At 71.1% G+C, this 25,994-nt stretch carries 22 protein-coding genes and 1 pseudogene; 12 read left to right on the forward strand and 11 right to left on the reverse strand.

Annotated elements, in window-relative coordinates; translation table 11 throughout:
• Positions 1–25 precede the first annotated feature (25 nt).
• The gene (gene queG / locus F1D61_RS14635; protein ID WP_203158635.1) at positions 26–1,135 is read left to right on the forward strand and encodes a tRNA epoxyqueuosine(34) reductase QueG; all 1,110 of its coding nucleotides are present in this window, start codon (positions 26–28) and stop codon (positions 1,133–1,135) included.
• A 32-nt stretch (positions 1,136–1,167) separates the two neighbouring features.
• Complete coding sequence (locus tag F1D61_RS14640) at positions 1,168–2,004, forward strand: SDR family oxidoreductase (protein WP_203158636.1); 837 nt, start codon at positions 1,168–1,170, stop codon at positions 2,002–2,004.
• Between the two features lie 163 nt (positions 2,005–2,167).
• On the opposite strand, the gene arfB is transcribed toward F1D61_RS14640, so the two are convergent.
• Positions 2,168–2,593, reverse strand: coding sequence for an alternative ribosome rescue aminoacyl-tRNA hydrolase ArfB (arfB, locus tag F1D61_RS14645; protein ID WP_203158637.1), 426 nt, complete (start codon positions 2,591–2,593; stop codon positions 2,168–2,170).
• A gap of 72 nt (positions 2,594–2,665) precedes the next feature.
• Between arfB and F1D61_RS14650 the strand changes: the two are divergent.
• Together F1D61_RS14650 and pdeM are read left to right on the forward strand one after the other, a co-directional pair.
• A pseudogene (locus F1D61_RS14650) lies at positions 2,666–5,199 on the forward strand (ligase-associated DNA damage response DEXH box helicase).
• 47 nt (positions 5,200–5,246) lie between these two features.
• Positions 5,247–5,960, forward strand: a complete 714-nt coding sequence (gene pdeM, locus F1D61_RS14655) for a ligase-associated DNA damage response endonuclease PdeM (protein WP_203158638.1) — start codon at positions 5,247–5,249, stop codon at positions 5,958–5,960.
• Between the two features lie 241 nt (positions 5,961–6,201).
• Here pdeM and F1D61_RS14660 read toward each other — a convergent pair whose 3' ends face one another.
• The 6 genes from F1D61_RS14660 to F1D61_RS34230 all read right to left on the reverse strand — a co-directional run bounded on the left by F1D61_RS14660 (position 6,202) and on the right by F1D61_RS34230 (position 12,224).
• Positions 6,202–6,561 (reverse strand): DUF3429 domain-containing protein, encoded by a 360-nt coding sequence (locus F1D61_RS14660; RefSeq protein WP_246775886.1) that lies wholly within the window; start codon positions 6,559–6,561, stop codon positions 6,202–6,204.
• 76 nt (positions 6,562–6,637) lie between these two features.
• Positions 6,638–7,207 (reverse strand): TIGR02186 family protein, encoded by a 570-nt coding sequence (locus F1D61_RS14665; RefSeq protein WP_246775887.1) that lies wholly within the window; start codon positions 7,205–7,207, stop codon positions 6,638–6,640.
• Positions 7,204–7,380, reverse strand: coding sequence for a TIGR02186 family protein (locus tag F1D61_RS34220; RefSeq protein WP_246775888.1), 177 nt, complete (start codon positions 7,378–7,380; stop codon positions 7,204–7,206). The genes F1D61_RS14665 and F1D61_RS34220 overlap by 4 nt, the downstream gene beginning before the upstream one ends.
• A gap of 296 nt (positions 7,381–7,676) precedes the next feature.
• Positions 7,677–8,600, reverse strand: a complete 924-nt coding sequence (locus F1D61_RS14670) for a sulfite exporter TauE/SafE family protein (protein ID WP_203158639.1) — start codon at positions 8,598–8,600, stop codon at positions 7,677–7,679.
• 115 nt (positions 8,601–8,715) lie between these two features.
• A complete protein-coding gene (locus F1D61_RS34225; RefSeq protein ID WP_246775889.1) occupies positions 8,716–10,101 on the reverse strand; it encodes a tetratricopeptide repeat protein in 1,386 nt (461 codons plus the stop codon).
• Positions 10,098–12,224, reverse strand: coding sequence for a hypothetical protein (locus F1D61_RS34230; protein ID WP_246775890.1), 2,127 nt, complete (start codon positions 12,222–12,224; stop codon positions 10,098–10,100). Before F1D61_RS34230 ends, F1D61_RS34225 begins: the two co-directional genes overlap by 4 nt.
• Positions 12,225–12,787: 563 nt before the next feature.
• On the opposite strand from F1D61_RS34230, the gene F1D61_RS14680 reads away from it, so the two are divergent.
• The 7 genes from F1D61_RS14680 to F1D61_RS14710 all read left to right on the forward strand — a co-directional run bounded on the left by F1D61_RS14680 (position 12,788) and on the right by F1D61_RS14710 (position 21,610).
• Positions 12,788–13,249 (forward strand): MerR family transcriptional regulator, encoded by a 462-nt coding sequence (locus F1D61_RS14680; protein ID WP_203158640.1) that lies wholly within the window; start codon positions 12,788–12,790, stop codon positions 13,247–13,249.
• A 202-nt stretch (positions 13,250–13,451) separates the two neighbouring features.
• A complete protein-coding gene (locus F1D61_RS14685; RefSeq protein WP_203158641.1) occupies positions 13,452–15,245 on the forward strand; it encodes an acyl-CoA dehydrogenase C-terminal domain-containing protein in 1,794 nt (597 codons plus the stop codon).
• Between the two features lie 344 nt (positions 15,246–15,589).
• On the forward strand, positions 15,590–16,798 hold the full coding sequence (locus F1D61_RS14690; protein ID WP_203158642.1) for an acetyl-CoA C-acetyltransferase: 1,209 nt from the start codon (positions 15,590–15,592) through the stop codon (positions 16,796–16,798).
• 5 nt (positions 16,799–16,803) lie between these two features.
• Positions 16,804–17,310 (forward strand): hypothetical protein, encoded by a 507-nt coding sequence (locus F1D61_RS14695; protein ID WP_246775891.1) that lies wholly within the window; start codon positions 16,804–16,806, stop codon positions 17,308–17,310.
• 22 nt (positions 17,311–17,332) lie between these two features.
• The gene (locus F1D61_RS14700; RefSeq protein ID WP_203158643.1) at positions 17,333–19,534 is read left to right on the forward strand and encodes a 3-hydroxyacyl-CoA dehydrogenase NAD-binding domain-containing protein; all 2,202 of its coding nucleotides are present in this window, start codon (positions 17,333–17,335) and stop codon (positions 19,532–19,534) included.
• Positions 19,535–19,838: 304 nt separating this feature from the next.
• A complete protein-coding gene (locus F1D61_RS14705) occupies positions 19,839–20,768 on the forward strand; it encodes a diacylglycerol/lipid kinase family protein (protein ID WP_203158644.1) in 930 nt (309 codons plus the stop codon).
• The gene (locus F1D61_RS14710; protein WP_203158645.1) at positions 20,765–21,610 is read left to right on the forward strand and encodes a metallophosphoesterase family protein; all 846 of its coding nucleotides are present in this window, start codon (positions 20,765–20,767) and stop codon (positions 21,608–21,610) included. Before F1D61_RS14705 ends, F1D61_RS14710 begins: the two co-directional genes overlap by 4 nt.
• A 13-nt stretch (positions 21,611–21,623) precedes the next feature.
• Here F1D61_RS14710 and F1D61_RS14715 read toward each other — a convergent pair whose 3' ends face one another.
• From F1D61_RS14715 to F1D61_RS14730, 4 genes are all read right to left on the reverse strand, one after another.
• Entirely contained in the window at positions 21,624–22,022 is a 399-nt protein-coding gene (locus F1D61_RS14715; protein WP_203158646.1) for a RidA family protein, read from the reverse strand.
• Positions 22,023–22,062: 40 nt separating this feature from the next.
• Positions 22,063–22,527: a cupin domain-containing protein gene (locus tag F1D61_RS14720; protein WP_203158647.1), complete on the reverse strand. Its 465-nt coding sequence runs from the start codon at positions 22,525–22,527 to the stop codon at positions 22,063–22,065.
• Positions 22,528–22,567: 40 nt separating this feature from the next.
• Positions 22,568–23,101: a DUF1640 domain-containing protein gene (locus tag F1D61_RS14725; protein ID WP_203158648.1), complete on the reverse strand. Its 534-nt coding sequence runs from the start codon at positions 23,099–23,101 to the stop codon at positions 22,568–22,570.
• Between the two features lie 146 nt (positions 23,102–23,247).
• Positions 23,248–24,837 (reverse strand): catalase, encoded by a 1,590-nt coding sequence (locus F1D61_RS14730; protein WP_203158649.1) that lies wholly within the window; start codon positions 24,835–24,837, stop codon positions 23,248–23,250.
• A 181-nt stretch (positions 24,838–25,018) separates the two neighbouring features.
• Between F1D61_RS14730 and F1D61_RS14735 the strand changes: the two genes are divergently transcribed.
• Positions 25,019–25,975, forward strand: coding sequence for a LysR substrate-binding domain-containing protein (locus F1D61_RS14735; RefSeq protein WP_203158650.1), 957 nt, complete (start codon positions 25,019–25,021; stop codon positions 25,973–25,975).
• The last annotated feature ends 19 nt before the right edge of the window (positions 25,976–25,994 follow it).

Here is a 25,994-nt window from a genome sequence, read left to right on the forward strand (position 1 = left end):
CTTCCTCGAGACCCGCGCCCGGTCGATGGGCTTCGATGCCCTGGCGGTGACGCGCCCCGACGCGGTGCCGGCTCTCCCTGAGCGCCTCTCCGCCTGGCTCGCCGCCGGCCACCATGGCGGCATGGGCTGGATGGAGGAGCGCACCGGGGAGCGGGCCGATCCGGCGCGGCTGTGGCCGGACGTGCGCAGCATCGTGATGCTCGGGGTCAATGCCGCGCCCGACGGCGATCCGCTGGCGGCGCTCGCCGCGCCGTCGCGCGGCTCGATCGCCGTCTATGCCCGGCGGCGCGACTATCACGACGTGATCAAGGGCAAGCTGAAGGAGCTCGGCGGCGCCTTCGCGGCGAAGGCGGGGGCGAAAGTGAAGGTCTTCGTCGACACCGCGCCGGTGATGGAGAAGCCGCTGGCGGCGGCGTCCGGCCTCGGCTGGCAGGGCAAGCACAGCGTGCTGCTGTCGCGGAATTTCGGCAACTGGCTCCTGCTCGGAGCGATCTACACGACGGCCGAGCTGCCGGTGGACACGCCCGAGGACGACCATTGCGGCCGCTGCCGGCGCTGCCTCGATGCCTGCCCGACCGGCGCCTTCCCGGCCCCCTACCGGCTCGATGCGCGGCGCTGCCTCGCCTACCTGACGATCGAGCACGAAGGCCCGATCCCGGAGGAGTTCCGGGTGCCGATGGGCAACCGGGTGTTCGGCTGCGACGATTGCCTGGCGGTGTGCCCGTGGAACAAGTTCGCGGTCGCCACGCGCGAGACGCGGCTCATGGCGCGGGAGGACCTGGCAGCTCCTCCCCTGGCCGAGCTGGCCCGGCTCGACGACGACGCCTTCCGGGCGCGGTTCTCCGGTACGCCGATCAAGCGCACCGGCCGCGACCGTTTCCTGCGCAACGTGCTGATCGCCATCGGCAATTCGGGGGAGGAGGGCCTGGCCGGCGAGGCCGAGCGCCTGCTCGACGATGCCTCGCCGCTGGTGCGCGGCATGGCGGTGTGGGCTTTGTCCCGACTCGGACGCCTGCCCGCTGCCCCGCCGCGGGACGAGCACGATCCCGACGTGCTGGCCGAGTGGCGACTGGCGAAAAATCCGGGTGTCCAGAGGGCGAGCCCTCTGGCGGGTGCAGGGCGGCGCCCTGCATAAGACCGCACCTCCTTCAGGCAGGGCGCGGCCTCATGAACCTGTTCGTCTTCGGGCTCGGCTACACCGCCGGCCATTTCGTGGCGCGCGAGCGCGCGCGTTTCGCCGGCGTCACGGCGACCCGCCAGAATCCGGGGACGCTCGACGGGGTCGCCCTGCGGGTCTTCTCGCCCGCGGAGACCGATCCCCGGATCGCCGACGACCTTGGCCACGCCGACGCGATCCTGGTGTCGATCCCGCCGGATTCCGGCGCCGATCCGGCGCTGGCCGCCTTCGCAGACGCCATCGCCGCCGGTCCGGCCCGGTGGATCGGCTATCTCTCGACGATCGGGGTCTATGGCGACCAGGGCGGCGCCTGGATCGACGAGGCGACCCCCCCGGCGCCCAGCCACCAGCGCACCCGCGACCGGGTGGCGGCGGAGGAGGCGTGGCTGTCGCTCGGGGCGCGGACGGGCAAGGCGGTGCAGGTGTTCCGGCTGTCCGGCATCTACGGGCCGGGGCGCAACGCCTTCGAGAAGTTGCGCCAGGGCAAGGCGCAGCGCATCGTCAAGCCGGGCCAGGTGTTCAACCGCATCCATGTCGACGACATCGCCACGACCCTCGCCGCCTCCCTCGACCGGCCGCGGCCGGGGGCGGTCTACAACGTCACCGACGACGAGCCGGCCCCGCCGCAGGACGTGACGGCCTTCGCCGCCGAGCTTGCCGGGTTGCCGCTGCCGCCGGCGGTCGATTTCGACACGGCGACTTTGAGCCCGATGGCGCGCAGCTTCTACGGCGAGAACAAGCGGGTGCGGAACCGGCTGATCCGCGAGGAGCTGGGGGTGGAACTGGCCTATCCGACGTATCGGGAGGGGTTGCGGGGCTTGGTGTAGGCGGTCACCGGCCTTTCGGCCGCCCGGGTCCCGTCGCAGCCGCTCTCGACCAGAAGGCTTGTTCGAGCTGGCCGACCGACGTGACACCCTCGATGTCGTCCCGGGGCCGCGCAACGGGATCCGCGACGGCGACGGGGGACCTCGGTGCCGTGGCGTGAACCCTTCACTCCATCCCGGGCTTGCCGCCCCGCAGCTTCTTCACGTCGCCCCGCCGGCCCTTGTCCTCCAGCCGCCGCTTCTTCGAGGCCAGGGTCGGCCGGGTCGGGCGGCGCGGGGTCGGGGGTACGGCGGCCTCGCGGACGAGGTCGACCAGGCGCTCGCGGGCCTCGGCGCGGTTGCGCTCCTGGGTGCGGTGGTTCTGCGCCGTGATGACGAGCACGCCGTCGGCCGTGAGCCGCCGCCCGGCGAGCTTCATCAGGCGGATCGCCACGGCATTGGGCAGGGCGGGCGAGCGGCGCACGTCGAAGCGCAGCTGCACCGCCGACGAGACCTTGTTGACGTTCTGGCCGCCCGGACCGGAGGCGCGCACGAAGCTCTCCTCGAGTTCGGATTCGTCGAGGGTGATCCAGGGCGTGCATTCGAGACCCACGACGGCGCTCCCGACAACTCTTCGCGGCCGCCGCCATCCCACGAAACGGGAGCGCGCGCTACATCGAGGGGCGTGCCGAAGTCATCCTCCCCCCCGCCCTCCCCGTCCGATGTCCCCGCCCTCCCCGCCGCCTTCGCCGGCTGGTTCGCCGCGCGCGGCTGGGCGCCGCGGCCGCACCAGCTCGCCCTGCTGGCGGCGGCGCAGGCCGGGCGCTCGGCCCTGCTGGTGGCGCCGACCGGGGCGGGCAAGACGCTGGCCGGCTTCCTGCCGACCCTCGTCGAGCTGGCGGAGGGGGACGGCAAGGGCGGGCTGCACACCCTCTACATCTCGCCGCTCAAGGCGCTGGCGGTCGATATCGCCCGCAACCTCGAGGCACCGGTCGCCGGAATCGGGCTGGACGACACAATCCGGATCGAGACCCGCACCGGCGACACCCCGTCGCACAAGCGCACCCGCCAGGTCGCGCGCCCGCCTCACATCCTGCTGACCACGCCCGAGCAACTGGCCCTGCTGGTGGCGCATCGCGAGGCGGCGGAGCTGTTCCGAAACCTCAAGCGGGTGGTGCTCGACGAGCTGCACGCGCTCGTCACCTCGAAGCGCGGCGACCTCCTGAGCCTCGGCCTCGCCCGGCTGCACCGGCTGGCGCCGGGGCTCGCCACCACCGGCCTCTCGGCGACGGTGCGCGAGCCCGATGCGCTCCGGCGCTACCTGGTGCCGCAAGGAACCGGACCAGCCCCGGGGCCGGCGATGGCCGACCTCATCACCGTCCAGGGCGGGGCGCGGGCCGACCTACACATGCTGGAGACCGGCCGCACCCTGCCGCTCGCCGGGCACACCGCCTGGCAATCGATGCCGGCGGTCTACGACCTGATCCGGCGGCACAAGCTGGTGCTGGTCTTCGTCAACACGCGGCTCCAGGCCGAGTACACCTTCCAGGAACTCTGGAACCTCAACGACGACGCCCTGCCGATCGCCCTGCATCACGGCTCCCTCGACGCCACCCAGCGCCGGAAGGTCGAGGCCGCGATGGCGGCCGGCGTTCTGCGCGCCGTGGTCTGCACCGCGACCCTCGATCTCGGCATCGACTGGGGCGACGTCGACCTCGTGATCAATATCGGGGCGCCGAAGGGCGCGAGCCGGATCATGCAGCGGATCGGCCGTGCCAACCACCGCATGGACGAACCCTCGAAGGCCTATCTGGTGCCGGCCAACCGGTTCGAGATGCTGGAATGCCGCGCCGCCCTCGACGCCGTCGAGGAGGCGGCGCAGGACACGCCCGATCCCCGCATCGGCGCCCTCGACGTGCTGGCCCAGCACGTGCTCGGCATGGCCTGCGCCGGCCCGTTTGCCGAGGACGACCTCTACGACGAGGTGCGGGCGGCCTCGCCTTACGCCGACCTCACCCGCGAGGATTTCGGCCTCGTCCTCGATTACGTCGCCACCGGCGGCTACGCGCTCCGGGCCTACGAGCGCTTCGCCAAGATCCTGCGCGGGCCGGACGGGCTGTGGCGGGTGCGCGACGCGCGCACCGCTCAAGCATACCGGATGAATGTCGGCACGATCATCGAATCGACCAAGGTCAAGGTGCGGCTCGCCCGGCGCAACCGCACGAAGCCCGGCTCCGTGCTGCCCAGCGGGGGTCGCGTGCTCGGCGAGATCGAGGAGGATTTCGCCGAGACGCTGACGGTGGGCGACACCTTCCTGTTCGCGGGCGAGATCCTGCGCTTCGAGGGCCTGCACGAGGACGAGGCCCTCGTCACCCGCGGGCCTCCCGGCACCGACCCGGCGATCCCGAGCTATGCCGGCTCGAAATTCCCGCTCTCGACCTTCCTCGCCGCCCGGGTGCGGGCGCTGATCGCCGATCCGTTCGAGTGGGACCGGCTGCCGGCCCAGGTGGCGGATTACCTGGTGCAGCAGCGCCGCCGCTCGGTGCTGCCGGGCCCCGCGACCTCCTGGTCGAGACGTTTCCGCGCGCCAACCGCTATTATCTCGCCTGCTTCCCGTTCGAGGGGCGGCTTGCCCACCAGACCCTCGGGATGCTGCTGACCCGCCGCCTGGAGCGGGCCGGGATGCGGCCCCTGGGATTCGCCGCCAACGATTACGGGCTGGCGGTGTTCGGCACCCGCGACCTGTCGGAGCGCATCGGGCGCGAGCCCGGCTTCCTCGATGGGCTGTTCGCCCAGGACATGCTCGGCGACGACCTCGAGGAATGGCTCGACGAATCGGCGATGATGAAGCGCACCTTCCGGCAATGCGCGGTGATCGCCGGGCTGATCGAGCGCCGCCATCCGGGCCAGCGCAAGACCGGCCGCCAGGTCACGATCTCGACCGACCTGATCTACGACGTGCTGCGCAAGCACCAGCCCGGCCACCTGCTGTTGCGGGCGGCGCGGCAGGATGCGGCAACCGGACTCCTCGACGTGGCCCGCCTCGGTATGATGCTTGCGCGCATCCAGGGGCGAATCATCCACAAGGCCCTCGACCGGGTCTCGCCGCTCGCCGTGAACGTGATGCTCGAGATCGGGCGCGAACGGGTCTACGGCGAAGGCGCGGACGAGATCCTGGCCGAGGCCGAGGCGGCGTTGCTCACCGAGGCGCTGGCCTGACGTGACAGACCGGAGGGCGCCCCGCTCCGAGAGGAAAGACGACGATCGTGGCGTTGCCGCTCAAGCTCGAGAAGACCCACAAGACCCCGGGCAGCATGCTGGCCGGTGAAACCCTCGCCCTCGATCTCAGCGGCGGGCTGTGGCTGCCGGAGCACCGCACCCTGGTGGTCTCCGACCTGCACCTCGAGAAGGGCTCGGCGTATGCGGCCCGCTCGGGCCAGTTCCTGCCGCCCTACGACACCCGCGAGACCCTGGCCGGCCTGCATGAAGCCGTGGCCCGCCTCGACCCGGCCTGCGTGGTTGCCTTGGGCGATTCCTTCCACGACGCCCAGGGGCCGGCCCGCCTCGCGATCGAGGACCGCGCGCTGATCGCCGCCCTCCAGGAGGGCCGTGACTGGGTCTGGATCTCCGGCAACCACGACCGGGCGGTGCAGGACGGCATCGGCGGCCGCTTCGCCGACACCCTGGCGGTCGGCGCCCTCACGCTCCGGCACGAGCCGGCGGACAAACCCGAGATCGGCGAGGTCGCCGGCCACTTCCACCCGGTCGGCAAGGTGGCGATGCGCGGCCGCGCGGTGCGCCGGCGCTGCTTCGTCCTCGATGCGACGCGCTTGGTGATGCCGGCCTTCGGGTCGCTGACCGGTGGGCTCAACGTGCGCGACAAGGTCTTCGACGATCTCTTCCCCGGCGGGTTCACCGCGCACCTGATCGGGGACGGGCGGGTCTTCGCGATCAGCCGGACGATGCTGACGCGGGAGTGAACGGTACAAGGCCTGCGAGCAGGGGCAATGCGGACGTCACAGTCTCCACGTCATCCCGGGCCGCGCAGCGGAACCCGGGATCCATAACCGCTGACAGTACAGAATGAAGCGGGACAACCATCGCCTCGTACTGAACCGTCAGCGGTTATGGATCCCGGGTTCCGCTGCGCGGCCCCGGGATGACGCGGAGGGTGGCATTGAAGTGGGTCTGTTCGATTGGCGCCAGACTGCGGCCGGACGCTTATGGTGCTCCGAAAACCCCCGCCGCCAGCAACGCACACCCCGCCACGCCCGACAGCACCAGCCGCAAGCGTCCGAGCCACGCCGGGACCAGCCCGCGCCGCGGCAGATCCTGGTCGACGAAACCCCAGGCGAGGACGAGCGCGCCGAGCACCCGCAGGTCCCACGGCGCCGGGGCGAACAGGGCCGCCCAGGCGACGAGCGAGGGCACGACCGACACGGCGTAGTCGGCGCCCTTCCCTTCCGGCGAGGCCGCCGCCGCGCCCCAGCGCAGGCCGCCGAGGAACGAGGCGATCACGGCGCCGTAGGCCGCGAGCAGCGGGCGCGGCGCGAACCCGAACAGCGACTGGCCGAGGATCACCAGGGCGCTCAGGCCGACGAACGGGATCAGGCCCGCTCCCCGAGGACCAGGGCGGCGGGCGGGGCGGTGCGGTTCATCAGTCTCTCCGGAAGATCACGCTGGCGAGCCAGCCGGAGATGAGCGCCAGGGCGCCGACGGCAAGCCCGTAGGCCAGCGACCAATCGCGGGCGAGGGTCGCGAGACCCTGCTCGACGCCCGACTTGACGAGATCGAACCGCGCCTCGTGCCGGGCGAGCGGCACGCCGCCGGCGAGCAGCACCACCTCGACGTCGTAAGGACCGACCGGCGCGGTGGCCGGCAGCGGCGCGGTGGTGCGGAAGACCGTCGGCGCCAGGAACCGCACCCCCGCCTCGCTCTCGGTGAACAGGCGCTCGCGCCGGCGCAGGCGCAGCAGCGCCTCGCGGAAGGGGTCGTCCGGGGCCGGCGCCGCCAGGGTCAGGTCGGGGGCGGCGACGATCGCCGCGAGGCCGAGCCGCAGACGCCGGCGCGTCGCCTCGTCGGCGATCTGCGCCAGGGGGCGCGAGGACAGAACCGCCAGGAAGCTCGGCACCTCGGCGAATTTCTGCTGCGCCCGATTGACGAAGACCGGTCCCAGGGCCTCCTTCTCGCGCACCGTCAGCGCCTGCCGGGGCCCCCGGATCGTCACCACCACGTCGTAGGCGCCGGAGCGCGCCCCGCCTGCCCGTCGCGCTCGACGGCGCCGAACACCGCAACGGAAGCGCCCGTGTAGGACGAGGTGACGGCGAGCCGGTTGAACGACAGGCTGACCACCAGGGATTCGGCTCGCGCCGGGCCGATGGCGAGCAGGGCGAAAACCATCAGTCCCGCCCACCAAGCTGTCCGCTGGCGATAATGGGGCCGGTTTTCCCCTCTCCCCGCGGGCGGGGAGAGGCCTTCACCCCCTTTGTCGGGGGTGAAGGGAGCAGCGAACCACAGGTTCGCCGCGAGGGTGAGGGGGTGTCGCCGGAGGAGCCTCACTCGCCAACACCCCCTCACCCTCGCTCCGGCTGCGCCTCCGCTCACTTCATCGACGACAAGATCGATGAAGTCCTCTCCCCGCCCGCGGGGAGAGGGGAAACCCGCGCCTTTGACGATGAGAGCAACGACGGCGCGCATCAGCGCGCCTCCTGGACCACGATCGAGAACGGCTCCGCCGGCCGCAAGACCAGCTCGACCGCGAAGCGCAGGCCGACCGCCAGGACCAGGATGGCGAGGAGAAACCGAAAATATTCCGAGCGCAGGTTGCGCCCGGCCCGGGCCCCGAACTGCGCCCCGAACACCCCGCCGGCGATCAGGATCACCGCCAGCACGATGTCGACCGCCTGGTTCTGCACCGCGTGCAGCACCAGGGCGACGAAGCTGGTGCACAGGATCTGGAACTGCGAGGTGCCGACCACCACGCCCGTCGGCACCCGCATCAGGTAGAGGAGCGCCGGGACCAGGATGAAGCCGCCGCCGATGCCCAGCACCGCGCCGGCAAAGCCCACGAACAGGGCGAGGCCCAGGATCGGGATCACGCTGGCATAGAGCCGCGAGCGGGGAAACCGCATCCGCAGCGGCCAGGCCATGTAGGCGGCGTGGTCGCCGCCGAGCCGCGCCGGCCGGGGCCGGCCGCGGTGCCGCGCCCAGGCGCTGCGCACGCTCTCGGCGAGCATCAGCCCGCCCACCACCGTGAACAGGGTGACGTAGGCGACCGTGATCACGAGATCGAGCTGGCCGGCCCGCCGCATGGCGGCGAAGAACCAGACGCCGAGGCTGGTGCCGACGAAGCCGCCCAGCACCAGGACGAGGCCGAGCCGGAGGTCGAGGGCATTGCGCCGCAACGCCGCCAGGACGCTGGTGGTCGAGGAGGCGACGATGGGCGCGGTCTGGGTCGCGACGGCGATCGCCGGGGGGATCCCCATCACGATCAGGATCGGCGTCATCAGGAACCCGCCGCCGATGCCGAACAGGCCCGACACGAAGCCGACCGCCGCGCCGAGCCCGAGGAGGACCAGGACGCTGACCGGCATCTCGGCGACGGGAAGGTAGATCTGCAACGACGGGACGGTCCGTGCGGCGGGAGCCCCGGTCTAGACCATGTTTCGCCGCGGAGGGAAACCGCGATGCGGACAGGGGCGCGGACCGTTTCCGATCCGCGCCCCTTGCAGCAAATCACACCTTGCCGGTGCCGCGGCCGACGGCGAGGGGCGGCGGCGCGCCGATCAGCGACATCGCACCCGGATTCGCCGCGGTCTCGACGCGGGCGGCCGGCGGATCGTTGACGACCGGATCCGGGGTCCGCGCCTTCCAGGCCTCGGCGGCGCTGCGGGCCGCCGCCAGGTCCTTCGGCGCCAGCTTGCCGGCCACCTCGTCGCGCTTGCGGCCGGCATCGTCGTCGCCCTGCGCGGCAGCGGCCGCGAACCAGCCATAGGCCTGGGACAGGTCCTGGGTGACGCCGAGGCCGCGGGCCTGGAGCACCGCGAGGTTGTACTGGCTGTCGCGCACCCCGTACTCGGCGGCCTTGCGGAACCAGGTCGCCGCGGAGGTGTAGTCGGGCTTGCCGCCGGCGGAACCGGATTCGGCCAGCATCACCGCGAGGTTGTGCATCGCCCGGACATGACCCTGCATCGCCGCGCGGCCGTACCAGAGCCGGGCCTTCTCCTGGTCGCGGACCAGGCCGAGCCCCTTCTCGTACTGGCTGCCGAGCCGGTACTGCGCCGGAGCGTAGCCGGCGCCGGCCAGTCGGTCGAACAGCTTGGCGGCCAGCGCGGTGTCGCGCGGCAGGCCGCGGCCGTCGACGGAACGGCTGGCGAGCTCGTAGATCGCCGCACCGTCGCCGTCGAGCGCCGCCTGGCGCAGGGAACCGGCCCCGGCGGGAATGCCGGCGAGGTCGTGGCTCAGGGAGGCCATGTCGGTCACCCGCGGCAGCGCCGACTTGGCAGCGAGCGTGGGCTTCGCCGTTTCGGCCTCGGCCCCCTTCTGGGGCGCGGCCTCGGGCTTGGCGGGAGCGGGCTTGACGTCCGCGGCCTTCGTGTCGGGCGCCTTGGTGTCGGACCCCTTCGCGTCCGCGACCTTGGATTCCGACTCCGCGGGCGCCGCGACCGGGGGCGTGCCCTTGGCGAGGGTATCCTTGGCGAGCGTGTCCTTGGGCAACGTGTCCTTGGGCAGGGCGAGCGCACCGGTGGCCTGGGTCGTCGCCGGATCGACCGGCGCCGTGGCCTCCCGGGAGATCGTCGGCGCCGCGACCCGCGACCCGGAATGCTGGAGCGCCTGCAGCGTCCCGAGCGCCAGCACGATCGCCGCGATGCCCAGCAGCAGCGGCCGGCGGCGGCGCTCGATCGCGGCCCGGAGCCGCTCGACCAGGCTGCCCTTGGCCTCGCCGGTCCGCTCGAGGGGGGCTTGCGCCTGGCCGGCCCCGGCGGCCTCGGAGGCCGCGGCCTGGGCGGCGCGGCGGGCCGCCGCGATGAAGCTCGCCTTGATGTCGCCGGCCGGCAGGTCCGGGGCGGGAACCGGCTCGCCCTGCGGCTGGCGCGGACGCAGGCCGCCGGGCTCGATCATCTCGTCGGCCGGGCTCGGCGCACCGGCCCGGGGCGCGTCCGGCCGCCGGGCCGGGCGCGCCTCGGGCGCCGGGGCCGTGGTCTCGCGCAGGGAGTCCCGCAGGTTGCGGGCGGTCCGGGGGGCGCGACGGCCGCCGGGGCCGGCTCGCTCCGGGGAGCGCCGTCGAGATGGGTCAGCCGGGAGACCAGCTGCTCGAGGGCGGAATGCACCCCCTCCATGGTGGCCTGGAGGCGCTTGTCGGAGGCGGTCTGCTGCGCCCGCATGTCGGCCAGGACCGCCTGCAGCCCGCCGAGGCCGTCGGAGACGGACGCGTCCTTGCGCTCGGCGCCGATCGAATCGGCGACGCTGCGGGCGGCGCGTTCCGCGGCGGCCTGGATCGGTGCCTCGTCGCGCAGGAGCGCGACCTGGGCCAGGAGGTCGCCCATGGTGCGCTCCAGGCCCGCCAGGGCCGGGTCGCTGCCGCGGGTGTCGATGCGGCCGGCCAGCGCCAGGACCTGGCGTTCGAGTCCGTCCAGGGCCTCGCCGCCCGCTCCCTGCCCGACCCGGTCGAGCTTGTCGGCGAGGCCGCGCAGCATGCCGTGGATCGAGGCGAGGTCGCTGCTGGGCAGCGCCGGCTGGCGCAGGGCGTCGCCGATCTGCTCCAGCCGCTCCATCACGTCGCCGACGGTGGTCACCGCTGCGACCTGGTCGACCTTGGCCGAGAGCGCGTCGATGCGGCCGAGGATGGCGCCGGTCGCGTTCGGCTGCTCGCGCCGCTCGGCGCGCAGGTCGTCGAGCTTGCGGTCGAGCTCGGCGATGCCCTGCGCCAGGGCCGGCGCGTCGGCGCCGGGCGCCCGCACGCCCTCGCGGATCTCCTCCAGGAGCGGCCGCAGCTCGTTCATCAGGGCCGGGCTGTCGAGCATGCCGTTGCCGAGCCGGGTCACGGTCTCGGTGAGCTCGTCGACCGACTGGGCCAGGCTGTGCACCCGGGCCGGCTCGGCCAGCGCCGCGAGCCGGCTGCGGATCTCGTCGAGTTCGCCGAAGAGCTTGGCGATGGCGTCGCGGTCGGCGAGGCCGGCCCGGTCGCCGCCCATCGCCCCGTCCACCTGCTGCGCCAGGCGCTCGACGTCCTGGGCCACCCGGGCATGCACGTTGGCGGCGACATCCTCGGCGAGGCGGCCGACCTGGACCCGCATCAGGTCGATCGGCCCGGCGATCGCGACGAGGTCGGCCGGCTCGCGGGCCCGCTGCACCTCGTCCGCCAGGGTGCGGACCGCGTGCTCGAGGGTCACGAGGTCGCCGCTGGTGGCGAGCGTGCCGATAGAGTCGCGCAGGCGCGAGGTCTCGGCCTGCAGCCCGGCGATGGCCGGGGAGAGCCGGTCGGCGGCGGCCTCGGTCGTCTCCATCACCCGGGCGAGGTCGCGCCGCAGGCCGTCGACCAGGATCTCCTGGTCGTCGTCGGGGGCGCCGTCGTCGAGCTGCTGCTGGCGCTGGCGGATTTCCGCCACCGCCGCGGCCAGGCTGTTGGGCGCTGGCCGGCCGCGCCGACCCGCCGGCCGCGGAGCGGCTTCATTCACGGCAGCGTCCTGCGGAGCGGTCTCTTTTGCAATCGCGTCCCGCGATGCCGACTCGGCGAGGCGCGCCTCCAAGCCCTGCATCGCCTTGGCGACGGCCTCGTCCGCGGCGTCGCGGCCGGCACCGATGCGCTGGTCGATCGCGTCGAGGCGCCGGCTGATCGCCGCCACCGCCTCGATCAGGCGCGGGTCGTCGGCCGGGGCGCCGGCGAGAGCGGCCGCCTGGGCGGACGGGGCCTGGACCGGGGCTGACTGGATCGGGGATGCCTGTTCCGGCGCCTGGTGAGGGCGCACATGGCGCGGTCGCGGCGGCCGCGGGGCATCGGGCTGCCAGCTCCGTTCGGGGCGACGGGGCTCGGCGGGGTCGGCCGCCGGGAAAACGTCCTGCCGGGTGCGCCGGGAGCCTGCGGATCGGCGCGATTGCTGGCGCACGCCGGCGCGGGCGGATCCCTCGCTGATCGCTTCGGCGAGCCACTCGTCGACCGTCAACCCGGCGCGGCGAGCCGCCTCGCGGGCGGCGTCGCGCAGCTCCGGATCGAAAGCATCGAGAGTAGGAGCGGTCCGTCTCATAGCGGGCTCTGCGCAAGGGGCCGAAGGATCTCACGGACAGGCGTCCGGCTCATCGCCGGTCGGAACCCCGCGCCCTGTCCGTTCCTGAAGATCCGGTCAGCGGCAGCAGCCTGAAAAGGTTCCTGTCGGCACTTTCGGTCAGCACGGTAAACAAGCAGTTAAGCGGCACTCTTGCCTCGGGCCGGATGCGGGACCAACTTTCCCGCGACGGGACCCGGGACGGTACAACTGTCGTTCGTTCCGGCCTGCACCCGGATGGCTCAAAAATGCCCTAATCGATCGCGCACAACCCGTCGATGGTCGATTTGTGTTCACAACTTTTGCGCGAGATTCGCGGGCCAAAGTGGGCATTTTGCGCCGTTCCCGCGCTTTTTTGAGCCTCTAACGGTAATGTGATTTTCGTGATAAACCATTGTGAGATATGAAGTTTTACCGTAAGTAACACACGCTCAAGTTGACGTTACCTTTCCCTTAGGTAGGTCATTTGACCTTCTTTGTGTCACAGAGGCGCGGAACGGCGCCGCTGGTTTGGACAGTGCGCGTGTCTCAACGGGGGAATCGGCATGGCTTATGATCGGCAGACCGAGAGCAGCAGGGGGGCGTCCATCCGCTCCGGCGGGGCCGCGACGCGCGCCGGCCGGCCGGCTGGCCGCTCGTCCGCTCCGGCAACTCTTACCATCGGCGACCTCGCCGAGGAATTCGGCGTGACGCTGCGGGCGTTGCGTTTCTACGAGGCGAAGGGCCTGCTACATCCGCAGCGCCGCGGCACGACCCGCCTCTACACCGAGGACGACCGTTCGCGCCTCGCCACCATCCTGCGGGGCAAGGAGCTGGGCTTCACCCTGCGCGAGATCGCCGCGATGGTCGATGGCGACGAGCTCGCCGAGGCCGGCCCCGGTGCGACTCTCGCCCTGTCGCCGGCCCAGGTCGCCGAGCAGATCGCCCATCTGGAGAACCAGAAGGCGGAGATCGAGCGGGCGCTCGAGGCCCTGCGCGGCTACGGCAAGGCCGTCGCGAGCGCCTGACCGGTCAGCAACGGACCTGGCGGCGCTCTGCGGGGGCGGGCGCCGCTGGGATCGGATCGTTCCTGTCGAATCGTCAACCGTGTCGCCGATGTCGCCCGACCGTGTGCGGGCCGACCCCTTGCCGTTCCGCACCCAGATAGTTTACATATGAACTATCTCGCCGCGGGAGCCGCCGCGGTCCAAGCGTGGGAGCGGGGGAAACATGCCGAGCTACAAGGCGCCGGTGGAGGACGTGCTGTTCCTCCTCAACGATGTGTTCGGGTTCGCGCGCTACAGCAACCTGCCCGGCTTCGCCGATGCGACGCCCGACGTGGTCGAGGCGGTGGTCGCCGAGGGCGCCAAGCTCTGCGAGGAGGTGCTCGCTCCCCTCAACCGCGTCGGCGACACGGAGGGCTGCACCCGCCATCCCGATGGCCGCGTGACGACCCCGAAGGGCTTCAAGGCCGCCTACGACGCCTATGCCGGCGGCGGCTGGATGGGCCTGTCGATGCCGGCCGAGTATGGCGGCCAGGGCCTGCCCCACACCCTCAACAGCGTGATGCAGGAATTCACCTCCAGCGCCAACCTGGCGCTCGGCATGTATCCGGGCCTCACCCAGGGCGCGATGGCCGCCCTCTTGGTGCACGGCTCCGAGGAGCAGAAGCGGATCTACCTGCCGAAGATGGTCGACGGGACCTGGACCGGCACGATGAACCTGACCGAGCCGCATTGCGGCACGGATCTCGGCCTGCTCAAGACCAAGGCGGTCCCGAACGGCGACGGTTCCTACGCGCTGACCGGCACCAAGATCTTCATCTCGGCCGGCGAGCACGACCTGTCGGAGAACATCGTCCACCTGGTGATCGCCCGGATCGAGGGCGCGCCGGCCGGGACCAAGGGCATCTCGCTCTTCGTGGTGCCGAAGTTCCTGGTCGGGCCCGACGGCACGATCGGCGCCCGCAACGGGGTGTCGTGCGGCGCCATCGAGCACAAGATGGGCATCCACGGCAACGCCACCTGCGTGATGAACTACGACGGCGCCACCGGCTGGCTCGTCGGCGAGGCCAATCGCGGCCTCAACGCGATGTTCGTGATGATGAACGAGGCGCGGCTGGCCGTCGGCATCCAGGGGCTCGGCCAGTCCGAGGTCGCCTACCAGAACGCCGTATCTTACGCCCGCGACCGGCTCCAGGGCCGGGCGCTCACCGGCGCCGCGGCGCCCGACAAGCCCGCCGACCCGATCATCGTCCATCCGGACGTGCGCCGGACGCTGATGACCATCCGGGCCTTCAACGAGGCCGCCCGGGCGCTCGTGATCTGGACCGCGCTCCAGGCCGACATCGCCCACCGCTCCGAGGACCCGGCCGCCCGCCAGGCGGCGGAGGACCACATGGGCCTGCTCACCCCGGTGGTGAAGGGCGTGCTGACCGACCGGGGATTCGCCAACGCGGTCGACGCCCAGCAGATGTTCGGCGGCCACGGCTACATCGAGGAATGGGGGATGTCGCAATTCGTGCGCGACGCCCGCATCGCCCAGATCTACGAGGGCGCCAACGGCATCCAGGCGATGGACCTCGTCGGCCGCAAGCTTCCGCGCGACGGCGGCCGGGCGATGATGCGCTTCCTCGCCGAGGTCGAGGGCTTCTGCAAGGAGAACGCCGAGGACGAGACCCTCAAGGTGTTCTGCGCGCCCCTGACGAAGAGCCTCGGCCACCTGCAGCAGGCCACGATGTGGCTGATGCAGAACGCCATGGCCAAGCCCGACAACGCGGGTGCCGCCGCGACCGATTACATGCACCTGATGGGGCTGGTCGCCATGGGCTACATGTGGGGCCGGATCGCCAAGGCGACGGCCGAGAAGAAGAAGTCCGGCGAGGGCATCGCCGAGCGCCTCGACGCGCGGCTCGCCACCGGGCGGTTCTACGTCGAGCGCGTGCTGCCGGAGACCGGCACGCGGCTCATCCGCATCTCGGCCGGGTCCGACGCCGTCATGGCGGTGCCGGCGGAGCTGTTCTAGGCTTCGCGCCGACGACGGGGAGCATGCCTCCGCCAGACCGACACGGACCTGATCAAGGCGCGGGATCCCCTCTCCCGAGTGGGAGAGGGGCCTGGGGATCGAAGATCCCGCGTGAGGGTGACACGCTTCCGCGTGAAACGCTGAGTCTGGTGCTGGTAGCGGAACGGTCTGAGCCTTCTGCGGAACCGTGGCACCCTCACCCCCGACCCCTCTCCCACATGGGAGAGGGGAGGCGCGCTCAGGCTTCCTCGGGCGAGTCCCGCGGAAGCCAACTCAAGGATTATCGCTTGCCTCCCCGGCGCCCTCCCCCGGGCCGCCGCACGACACATCCGGGAAGACGCCCCATGCCCGACGCCTATATCTACGACCACGTCCGCACGCCCCGCGGCCGCGGCAAGCCGGACGGCTCGCTGCACGAGGTGACGGCGCTCCGCCTCGCCGAAACGGCGCTCCGCGCCCTCAAGGACCGCAATTCCCTCGACACCGGGCTCGTCGACGACGTGGTGCTCGGCTGTGTCGACCCGGTCGGCGAGGCCGGCGGCGACATCGCCCGCGCGGCCGCCCTCGTGGCCGATTACGGCATTCACGTGCCGGGCGTGCAGATCAACCGGTTCTGCGCCTCCGGCCTCGATGCGGTGAACTTCGCCGCCGCCCAGGTGATGAGCGGCCAGCACGACATGGCGGTCGGCGGCGGCGTCGAATCGATGAGCCGCATCGGCATCGGCGCCTCGGGCGGCGCCTGGCCGGTCGATCCGGCCATCGCCATCAAGTCGTACTTCATGCCGCAGGGCGTCTCGGCCGACCTGATCGCCACCAAGTACGGCTTCTCCCGCGACGAATGCGACGCCTATGCGGTCGAATCGCAGAAGCGCGCCGCCCGCTCCTGGGAGGATGGCCGGTTCAAGCGATCGGTCGTGCCGGTGCGCGACGTCAACGGCCTGACGCTGCTCGACCACGACGAGCACCGCCGGCCGAGCACCGACATGCAGTCGCTCGCCGCCCTCAAGCCCTCCTTCGTCCAGATGGGCCAGATGGGCGGGTTCGACGCGGTGGCGATCGACGCGCATCCCGACGTCGAGGCGGTCGAGCACGTCCACCATGCCGGCAACTCGTCGGGCATCGTCGACGGCGCCGCCGCGGTGCTGATCGGCTCGCAAGAGGCCGGCGCGAAGGCGGGCCTCAAGCCCCGCGCCCGCATCCGGGCCTTCGCCAATATCGGCTCGGACCCGGCCCTGATGCTGACCGGCCCGGTCGACGTGACCCGCAAGGTGCTCGCGCGCGCCGGGATGGGCATCGGCGACATCGACCTGTTCGAGGTCAACGAGGCCTTCGCGGCGGTGGTGCTCCGCTTCCTCCAGGCCTTCGACGTCGATGCGGCCAAGGTCAACGTCAATGGCGGCGCCATCGCGCTCGGCCATCCCCTCGGCGCGACGGGGGCGATGATCCTCGGCACCGTGCTCGACGAACTGGAGCGGACGGGCAAGCAGACCGCGCTCGTGACCCTCTGCATCGGTGCCGGCATGGGCACCGCCACCATCATCGAGCGGGTGTGAGACCGATGCGCAATCCCCTCCCCCACCTCGCCGCCGGCCTCGCCCTGGCCTTGATCCTCGCCGGCCCGGCCCGGGCCGACGACGAGCGACTGACGCTCGCCCGCGACATCGTCACGAAGACCGTCGCCCGCAACCTGACCCAGGCGTTCAAGCAGGCCGAGGAAAAGACCCTCTCGGGGCTCTCCGCCGAGCAGGCCGCCAAGATGCGCCCGGACCTCGACAAGACCTTCGCCGAGGAGCGCGACACCCTGGTCGACCAGCTCTCGAAGGAATACGCCCAGAAGTTCGATGTGCCTGAACTGAAGCGGCTGGCCGGGATCTACGACGACCCGGTCTACCAGAAGTTCCAGGCGCTCAACGCCGACCCGACCTCGATGGTCACCACGATCACCAAGGACGCGGTGACCAAGATGATGAACCTGCTCTCGCTGGCGGCCCTGTCGCAGCAGGGCAACGGCCAGACGCCGCAGGGGCCGGCCCCGACGCCGACGCCCGCCCCCGCCAAGCCGTAATCGATCTCACGAGGCCTTCGCCATGAACCTCACCAACTTCCGCTTCGAGACCGATGCCGACGGCGTGGCGCTCGCCACCTGGGACATGCCGGGCCGCTCGATGAACGTCGTCACCCCGGAGGTGATGGACGAGTTGAACCGGATCATCGACGCCGTGGTGGCGGATGCCGCCATCAAGGGCTGCGTGATCACCTCGGGAAAAGACACCTTTTCGGGCGGCGCCGACCTGACCATGCTCCAGGGGCTCGGCGCCGAATACGCGCGGCTTACCCGCGAGCGCGGCCAGGAGGAGGCGATGACCTTCTTCTTCGAGGAATCGCGCCGGCTCACCCTGCTCTACCGCAAGCTCGAGACCTGCGGGAAGCCGTTCGCGGCCGCCGTGCACGGCACCTGCCTCGGCGGCGCCTTCGAGCTGGCGCTGGCCTGCCACCACCGGGTGCTGTCGGACGACGACAAGACCCGGGTCGGCCTGCCGGAGATCAAGGTCGGGCTGTTTCCGGGCGCCGGCGGCACCCAGCGCGTCGCCCGCCTGATGCAGACCGGCGACGCCCTCCAGATGCTGTTCAAGGGCGAGCAGATCCGCCCGCTGATGGCCCGCAACATGGGCCTCGTCCACGCCGTGGCGCCCAAGGCTGAGATCGTCGCGAAGGCGCGTGAGTGGATCAAGGCCGGCGGATCGGCCGTCGCGCCCTGGGACCAGCCGAAGTTCAAGGCGCCGTCGGGCAAGGTCTATTCGCCCGCCGGCATGATGACCTGGCCGCCGGCCAACGCGATCTATCGCCGCGAGACCCACGACAACTACCCGGCCGCGAAGGCGATCCTGCACGCCGTCTACGAGGGCCTGCAGCTGCCGATGGACCTGGCGCTCAAGGTCGAGAGCCGGTACTTCGCCAAGATCCTGCGCTCGCCGGAAGCGGCGGCGATGATCCGCACCCTGTTCCTGTCGATGGGCGAGCTCAACAAGGGCGCGCGCCGGCCGAAGGGCGTCGGGCCGGTCGAGCTCAAGAAGGTCGGCGTCGTCGGCGCCGGCTTCATGGGCGCGGGCATCGCCTACGTCTCGGCCCATGCCGGGCTCGAGGTCGTGCTGGTCGACCAGTCGGCGGAAGCCGCCGAGAAGGGCAAGGCCTACGCCCACAAGCTGGTCTCCGACCAGATCATGAAGGGCCGCGCCAAGACCGCCGACCGCGACGCGCTCCTCTCCCGCATCACCGCGACCGACGATTACGGTGCGCTCGCCGGTTGCGACCTCGTGGTCGAGGCGGTGTTCGAGGACCCGAAGGTCAAGGCCGAGGTGATCGCCAAGGTCGAGGCGGTGATCGGGCCGGACGCCATCTTCGCCTCCAACACCTCGACCCTGCCGATCAGCGGGCTCGCCAAGGCCTCCTCGCGGCCCGGGCAGTTCATCGGCATCCACTTCTTCTCGCCGGTCGAGAAGATGATGCTGGTCGAGATCATCATGGGGAAGGCTACGGCTGAGCGGGCTTTGGCCGTCGCCCTCGACTACGTCCGGGCGATCAGGAAGACCCCGATCGTCGTCAACGACGCCCGCGGGTTCTTCGCCAACCGCTGCGTCGGCGCCTACATCCTCGAAGGCCACCTGATGCTGGCCGAGGGCGTGCCGGCGGCGATGATCGAGAATGCCGGGCGCCAGGCCGGCATGCCGGTGGGTCCGCTCTCGCTCAACGACGAGGTCGGCGTCGACCTCGCCCTCAAGATCGTCAAGGCGACGAAGGCGCAGGTCGGCGAGGCGGCGGTGAACCCGCACCAGGAGCGACTGCTCACCGCGCTCGTCGAGGGCGAGGGCCGGCTCGGACGCAAGAACCGGAAGGGCTTCTACGACTATCCCGAGCAGGGCTCGAAGAAGCTGTGGCCGGGCTTGCGCGACCTGCAGGAGACCAAGGTCGATCCCGACGACGTGGACTTCACGGAGCTGAAGCAGCGCCTCCTCGTCACCCAGGCGCTCGAGGCGGCCCGGACGTTCGGCGAGGGCGTGGTCACCGATCCGCGCGAGGCCGATGTCGGCTCGATCCTCGGCTTCGGCTTCGCGCCGTTCACCGGGGGCGCCCTGTCCTACATCGACTTCATGGGGGCTGCCCGGTTCGTCGCGCTGTGCCGCACGCTGGAGGCCAAGCACGGCGCCCGCTTCGCCCCGCCGGCGACCCTCGTGGCGATGGCCGAGAAGGGTGGGACGTTCTACGGCGAGGCGGCCAAGAAGGCGGCCTGACGGGCAGCCGGCGTGAGAGTCGAGTCGACCTGATTGCGCGACCCCATCCCGTTCACGACCTCATCCTGAGGTGTCAGTCCATCGAAGATGGACTGACCTCGAAGGAGGGCTCCAGAGACCGCAGAGGCTGCTGGAGCCCTCCTTCGAGGCTGCCGCGAGCGGCAGCACCTCAGGATGAGGTCGCAGATGGGATGAAGCGTGGAGGAGAACGGAGTCGGCACGGGAGAATTCGGCCCTGCCATCTGCCTGAGATGCAAGCCCGGCATCCTCCCCGGGCGGCGCCGTCGCCGCCCGGAACGACCGCGTGACGAATCAGAACACTCCTTCGCCCGCCCGCCGGATCGTACTGGTGGCGAATGTCGCGGCGGGCTCCCTGGTCGATGGCGGCCTGACACCGGAGGCCCTTCGCAAGCGCCTGGAGGCGGCGGGCCTGGACGTGGTGGCCGAGCCGCGCCCGGACGCGTCCCTGCCCGAGCGGCTGGAGGCCGCGGCGACCACGCCCGGCATCGACGCCGTGGCGGTGGCCGGCGGCGACGGGACGCTGGCCTGCGCGGCGCAAGTCCTGACCGGCCGGGACGTGCCCCTCGGCATCCTGCCGCTCGGCACCATGAACCTTCTCGCCAAGGATCTCGGGCTTCCCCTCGACCTCGATGCGGCCATCGCCGTGTTGGCGAACGGCACCGTCCGGGCAATCGATGCCGGCGAGGTCAACGGCCACGTCTTCCTGATCAATTCGGTGCTCGGCCTGCCGGCCCGGCTGGCGCGCCACCGCGAGGCGAGGCGCGGCCGGATGGGATTGTCCGATGCCGTGCGCATGGCGGCCGGCCTCCTGCGCCATCTCGGGCGCTACCCCCGCGAGCGGGCCATGCTCACCCTCGGGGGCCACACACGGCGGATCCGCTTCCGGACGCTGGCGGTCGTCTGCGGTGACTATCGGGAAGGATTCGGCGAGGTTCTGTCGCGGGCGGGCGTCGACGGCGGGCACCTCACGCTCTACCTCGTCGAGACCCTGTCGGCGGCGCGGCTCGTGCGCCTCGGTCTCGGCTTCGCGATCGGCGAGTGGCGCCGCCTGCCGGAGCTGGAGCGGCACGAGACCGACGCCCTGACCCTCGAGGCCCGCAAGACCCTGCGGGTGATGAATGACGGAGAGGTCGTGCTGATCGCCCCACCCCTGCGCTATCGCCTTCGCGCCTCCGCCCTGCGGGTCCTCGTGCCGGCGGAGGATCCCCGGTGAGGCGGATCGCCCATATCTCGGACCTGCATTTCGGCCGCACCGACCCCGCCGTCGTGGAAGGCCTGGTGGCGGAGCTGAACCGCGACCGCCCGGACCTCATCATCATCTCGGGCGACTTCACCATGCGCGCCCGCACCCGGGAATACCTGGAGGCGAAGGCCTTCCTCGACCGGCTGCCGCATCCGTGGATCGCCGTGCCGGGCAACCACGACATCTCGCCGTTCCGGCTCTGGCAGCGCTTCTTCCACCCGTTCCGGCGCTACAAGCGCTACGTCGCGCCGGAGACCGAGCCGGTCTTCCAGGACGACGAGATCGCGGTGATCTGCCTCAACACGGTGCGGACCTGGGCACCGGAGACCGACTGGTCGCAGGGCAAGATCACCCACGCGCAGATCCGGCGCACCGAGGCGAAGCTCGATGCCCTCCCCCCGGGGCTGTTCCGCATCGTCGTCGGCCACCACCCCTTCATGCCGCCGCCCTGGGACGAGGAGGCGCGCCTGGTCGGGCATGCCGACGAGGCGCTCGACGCCTTCCAGAGCCGCGACGTCGGCCTGACGCTCGCCGGCCATCTCCACCGCGGCTATGCCCGCTTCGCCGAGCCGACGCCGGAGGGACCGAAGGCCGAGATCGACCGGCCGGAGGCCAAGGCGACGGGTCGGCGCCTGCTCGCGGTCCAGGCCGGCTCCGCCACCTCGACCCGGCTGCGCGGCAACGAGCCCAACGCCTACAATCGCATCACGGTCGAGAACGGGGTCGCCACCGTGCAGGTGCGGCTGTGGACCGGCAAGGACTGGTGCGACGCGGCCGAGTCGGGCGCGGCGCGGTGCGCGGCGCAGGAGTGAGGCCAAGCCGCCGCTAGATCGTCGAGATCGTCCCGGCCATCACCGCCGTCACCTCGATCTCGACCTTCATCTCCGGCCGCAGCAGCCCCGCCACCACCACCAGGGTCGCGGCCGGGCGGATCTCGCGCAGGACCCGGCCGCAGACAGTCAGCACCGCCTCGGCGTCATTGCGGTCCGTGACATAGTAGGTGGCGCGCACGACGTGTTCCAGCGACGAGCCCGCCTCGTCCAGCACGCCCGCGATGGTGCGCCAGCACGCCTCGGTCTGAGCGGCGGCCTCCTCCGGCATCGTCATCGCGGTGTAATCGTAGCCGGTGGTGCCGGCCACGAAGACGAAGCCGTTCTGCACCACCGCGCGGGAATAGCCGTAATCCCGCTCGAAGCTCGACCCGCCGTCGATCCGCCGCTGCATGTCCTGCCCTCCCGATTCGTCAGGGCGAGACCATGGCGCGTCAGCCGACCTCGCTCCAGCCCGAGAATCCGGCGAGCGGTTCCTGGTCGTAGGCCGCCATCAGGGCCCGCATCGCGCCCTCGTCGCGCAGGCGATCCTCGGCCGCCAGGGCCGCCAGCCCCTCGAAGAAGCCCTCGCGGTGGAGCGCCGGGGTGAAGGTCAGGGTGAAGCGCACGGGAACGTCACCCCGATTGGCGAAGGCGTGCGGCTCGCCGGGGCGGACCAGGACGAACCCGCCCGGCCCCACGGTCACGTCACGGTCGTTCAGCCGCAGGGTCAGCGCGCCCTCATGCACCTCGAACGCCTCGGTGAGCCGGGCATGGCGGTGCAGCCCTGCTCCAGGCGAGCGGGCGGCCAGGGTGACGGCGTAGATGCCGATCGCGTCATCGGTGGCGTCGCTGCGGGCGAGGTAGCGCACCTGCATGCGGCCGATCGTGGCGCCGGTGCCGGGTTCGGGGGCGTCCATGGCAAGCTCCTCGTCAGGTCGGGCCCGGGACAACGCCGATTCAGGGCTTGAGGATGCGGACCAGGGTGACCATGGCTCCAATGATGGCGACGGTCTGCAGGCCGACCGCACCGATCATCCACTTGGCAAGTTCGGCCCGAGTCTCCGAGAGCTGCGCCTTGAATTCAGAACGCAGATTTTTCTCCATTCCCTGTAGATCGCTGGCGAAGGCCTTGTGGTCGGCGCGGAGAGCAGCGAATTCGGTGCGCAGGCTCGTCTCGACCCCTTTTATCTCGGCGCGCAGGTTCGCTTCGACCTCTTTGATCTCGGTGCGCAGGCCTGTCTCGACCTCCTTGATCTCAGTACGCAGGCTCGTCTTGACCTCTTTGATCTCGGCACGCAGGCCCGTCTCGACGGCCTTGATGTCAGCGCGAAGGGCTGCCTCCGACGCTTTGAGGTCCGATTTCGTCGCGAGATCGCCCTGTACCGCATCGGAAATCGCCTCGGCGAAACCTTCCGCCTGATCCGGCGACAGCTTCGCCTTGTCACGCAGGGTGCGGGCGAGCTTCAGCGTATCGAAGGCGACGGCGGTCATGCGGAGCATCCGGGCACGCGACCGTGCCGCAATCGAAGATAGCACCTCGACCGTTTCACCGCCACTCTTCCCCAACGTCAAAAAACCCCGCCCGGATCGCTCCGGGCGGGGTTCGCCATTCACTCAAGCCTTTGAGATCTCAAGCCTTACTCGGCCGCGACCTTATGGGCCTGGGTGCCGTCGGTGTAGGTCTCGGCCTTCAGGCGCTGGCCCGGGGCGGCGCGGCCCGGCAGCGGCGGCAGGGCCTTGGCCTTCTCGAGGTCGATGCCGGCGCCTTCGGCGACGCGGCGGCCGTAATCCTCGTCGGCGTGCCAGAAGTGCCAGACCATCCGGAGCTGGATCGCCTCGGGGCACTCCTTCATGTCGGCGACCAAGTTGGCGATCAGGTCCTCACGCTCCCAATCCTCGAAGGAGCGGTAGCGTACGCCGGCCTGGGTGTAGTCGTCCTCGGTGCGGCTGGCCTGGTAGCGGCCGAGCTTGCCCTCGACCGGCTGGTGGTACTCCTTCGCGGGCTTGGGCGCCTCGCGCAGGCCTTGGGCCAGGGTGCTCGGCTCGTAGTTGATGTGCTTGTTCTCGCCGACGCCGTCAACGTAGAACGTCATCTGGCCGTCTCGCTGGTTGGTGGCTGTCTTCACGCCCGGAGCCGGCGCGTTGATCGGCAGCTGCAGGTAGTTCGGGCCGACGCGGTAGCGCTGGGTGTCCGAGTAGGACAGGGTGCGCCCCTGGAGCATCTTGTCGTCCGAGAAGTCGATCCCGTCGACCAGCACGCCGGTGCCGAAGGCCGACTGCTCTACATCGGCGAAGAAGTTGTCCGGCACCCGGTCGAGCACCATGCGGCCGCAGGGCAGCAGCGGGAACTGGTCCACCGGCCACAGCTTGGTGTCGTCGAGCGGATCGAACGACAGGTGATCGTTCGGGCCGTCCGGCATGATCTGCACGGCGAATTCCCACTCGGGGAAGTTGCCGGCGGCGATGTTGTCGTACAGGTCCTTGGTCGCGTGGCCGACGTCGCGGCCCTGGATCTCGGCGGCCTGGGCCGAGGTCAGGTTGCGCACGCCCTGCTTCGGGATCCAGTGGAACTTGCAGAGATGGGCCACGCCCTGGTCGTTGACCAGCTTGTAGGTGTTGACGCCCGAGCCTTCCATCTCACGATAATTGGCCGGGATGCCCCAGGGCGACTTCAGGTGGGTCACCATGTGGATCGACTCGGGGTGAGCCGCCACGAAGTCGAAGAAGCGCCAGGCCTCCTGGCGGTTGGTCACCGGGTCGGGCTTGAAGGCGTGGATCATGTCCGGGAACTTGATCGCGTCCCGGATGAAGAAGACCTTCAGGTTGTTGCCGACGAGGTCCCAGTTGCCGTCGACGGTCTTGAACTTCACCGCGAAGCCGCGCGGGTCGCGGGCGGTCTCCGGGCTCTCCTTGGCGCCGGCGACGGTCGAGAAGCGCACGAACATCGGCGTCTTCACGCCGGTCTCGTTGAGGACGCGGGCGCGGGTGTACTTCGAGGCCGGCTCGTCGCCGATCGTGCCGTAGGCCTCGAAATAGCCGTGGGCGCCGGCGCCGCGGGCATGCACCACGCGCTCGGGGATCCGCTCGCGGTCGAAATGGGTGATCTTCTCGATGAACTGGTAGTTCTCGAGGGTCGCCGGGCCACGCTCGCCGACCGTGCGCATGCTCTGATTGTCGCGGACCGGATGGCCCTGGCGGGTCGTCAGGATCGGGCGTTGGTCGCTCATGGAAACTCCTCTGGCGTGCAGGCGAAGGGTGCCGTGCGAAGCGGGACCCCGCGCGAGGGACCGCTCACATGGGGTGTCGGACAGCCGGCCAACACCCTGGAACTGGTCTGGCTCCAGCGTATGAAGCCTGCGTGACCCGAAAACAAATGCATCGTTGCGAAGTTTCTGATAGGCGCAGCCTATGAACGTCGCCGGCCTGTCCCTGCGGGACCTCGAATACGTCGTGGCGGTCGCGGAGGAGGGCCATTTCGGCCGCGCCGCCGAGCGCTGCGCCGTGAGCCAGCCGACCCTGAGCGTCCAGGTGCGCAAGCTGGAGGAGGCCCTGGGCCTCGTCCTGTTCGAGCGCTCGAACCGCCGGGTGCTGCTCACCCCGAGCGGCCAGGCGGTGGTGCGCCAGGCCCGCGCCGTGCTGGCGGAGGCCAGAGCGCTGCTGCTGCTCGCGCGGGAAGGCGCCGGTACGGCGCTGCACGGCCGCCTGGTCCTGGCGGCGATCCAGACGCTCGGGCCCTACCTGTTTCCGCGCGTGCTGCGCGGCCTGCGCCAGGCCTTCCCGCACCTTGCCTTCGGCTTGAGCGAGGGGCGCACGGCGGAGATCCTCGACGGCTTGCGCGAGGGCCGGATCGACGCGGCGCTGATCTCCCTGCCGATTCCCGATGCGGGGCTGACCGTGATGCCGCTCTTCGAGGAGCCGTTCCTGCTCGCCTGTCCCGCCGAGCACGCCTTCGCGGATGGGCCGGCGCCGCTTCCCGGCGATCTCGCGGGGCCCGACCTCCTGCTCCTCGACGAGGGCAATTGCCTGCGCGACCAGGCGGTGGCGGCCTGCGGGGCCGGGCCGGCGAGCGGGCGGCACGCCACCAGCCTCGAGACCCTGCGCTCGATGGTGGCGGCCGGCGCGGGCTACACCCTGCTGCCGGCGCTCGCCGCCCCGCCCGGGCCCGATCCGACCGGGCTCACGATCTGCCGCCGCTTCGGGCCGGAGGGCCCGAGCCGCACCGTCGCGCTCGCCTGGCGCGCCAGCGACCCGCGGGCGGAAGGGTTGGGGGAACTCGCCGCCTTCTTCCGCCAGCATGCGCCGCACGCAACGCTGCCCTTCGGGCACCCGGGCACCGGTCGCGACAGGGAGGCGATTTCCGTATAGCGACCGGGCGAGATTCCCC

Source organism: Methylobacterium aquaticum (assembly GCF_016804325.1).
Classification (GTDB): domain Bacteria; phylum Pseudomonadota; class Alphaproteobacteria; order Rhizobiales; family Beijerinckiaceae; genus Methylobacterium; species Methylobacterium aquaticum_C.

Coding starts and splice junctions, on each gene's coding strand:
- queG (WP_203158635.1), top strand. CDS start 26: ATGGGCTTCGATGCCCTGGCGGTGACGCGCCCCGACGCGGTGCCGGCT.
- F1D61_RS14640 (WP_203158636.1), top strand. CDS start 1,168: ATGAACCTGTTCGTCTTCGGGCTCGGCTACACCGCCGGCCATTTCGTG.
- F1D61_RS34220 (WP_246775888.1), bottom strand. CDS start 7,380: ATGGTTTTCGCCCTGCTCGCCATCGGCCCGGCGCGAGCCGAATCCCTG.
- F1D61_RS34225 (WP_246775889.1), bottom strand. CDS start 10,101: ATGATCGAGCCCGGCGGCCTGCGTCCGCGCCAGCCGCAGGGCGAGCCG.
- F1D61_RS34230 (WP_246775890.1), bottom strand. CDS start 12,224: ATGAGACGGACCGCTCCTACTCTCGATGCTTTCGATCCGGAGCTGCGC.
- F1D61_RS14680 (WP_203158640.1), top strand. CDS start 12,788: ATGGCTTATGATCGGCAGACCGAGAGCAGCAGGGGGGCGTCCATCCGC.
- F1D61_RS14685 (WP_203158641.1), top strand. CDS start 13,452: ATGCCGAGCTACAAGGCGCCGGTGGAGGACGTGCTGTTCCTCCTCAAC.
- F1D61_RS14690 (WP_203158642.1), top strand. CDS start 15,590: ATGCCCGACGCCTATATCTACGACCACGTCCGCACGCCCCGCGGCCGC.
- F1D61_RS14695 (WP_246775891.1), top strand. CDS start 16,804: ATGCGCAATCCCCTCCCCCACCTCGCCGCCGGCCTCGCCCTGGCCTTG.
- F1D61_RS14700 (WP_203158643.1), top strand. CDS start 17,333: ATGAACCTCACCAACTTCCGCTTCGAGACCGATGCCGACGGCGTGGCG.
- F1D61_RS14715 (WP_203158646.1), bottom strand. CDS start 22,022: ATGCAGCGGCGGATCGACGGCGGGTCGAGCTTCGAGCGGGATTACGGC.
- F1D61_RS14720 (WP_203158647.1), bottom strand. CDS start 22,527: ATGGACGCCCCCGAACCCGGCACCGGCGCCACGATCGGCCGCATGCAG.
- F1D61_RS14725 (WP_203158648.1), bottom strand. CDS start 23,101: ATGACCGCCGTCGCCTTCGATACGCTGAAGCTCGCCCGCACCCTGCGT.
- F1D61_RS14730 (WP_203158649.1), bottom strand. CDS start 24,837: ATGAGCGACCAACGCCCGATCCTGACGACCCGCCAGGGCCATCCGGTC.
- F1D61_RS14735 (WP_203158650.1), top strand. CDS start 25,019: ATGAACGTCGCCGGCCTGTCCCTGCGGGACCTCGAATACGTCGTGGCG.